Below are 262 nucleotides of genomic sequence, written 5' to 3' on the forward strand. Positions count from 1 at the left end.
GTTTATTGGCGGCGGGGCCGTACACAGAAGTCATACTCATGCAGCCAAGGCCGAGTGCGGACACTTCGAGGCCGCGACCCAATGTGCGAATTTTCATTGCGCTACTCCGTTGATAGGTGGGATGAAGGTCGAGGGTTAGTCAGGTGATGAGGTTGCTGTCGCTCAACCATGCATTCACGCGTTCCATCGTTTTGCGCTCTTGCTCACCTTCCATGACCAAACCGTCTGCGACCTTTGATTGGGGCGCATGGGTGACAAGCAC

The 262-nt window shown here is 55.3% G+C and carries 1 pseudogene; it reads right to left on the reverse strand.

Features of this window, described 5'->3' with window-relative positions:
- Window positions 1-139: 139 nt before the first annotated feature.
- A pseudogene (locus AC0IYH_RS32205) lies at window positions 140-262 on the reverse strand (flavodoxin); the annotation flags it as partial.

Source organism: Pseudomonas sp. AC463 (assembly GCF_979253585.1).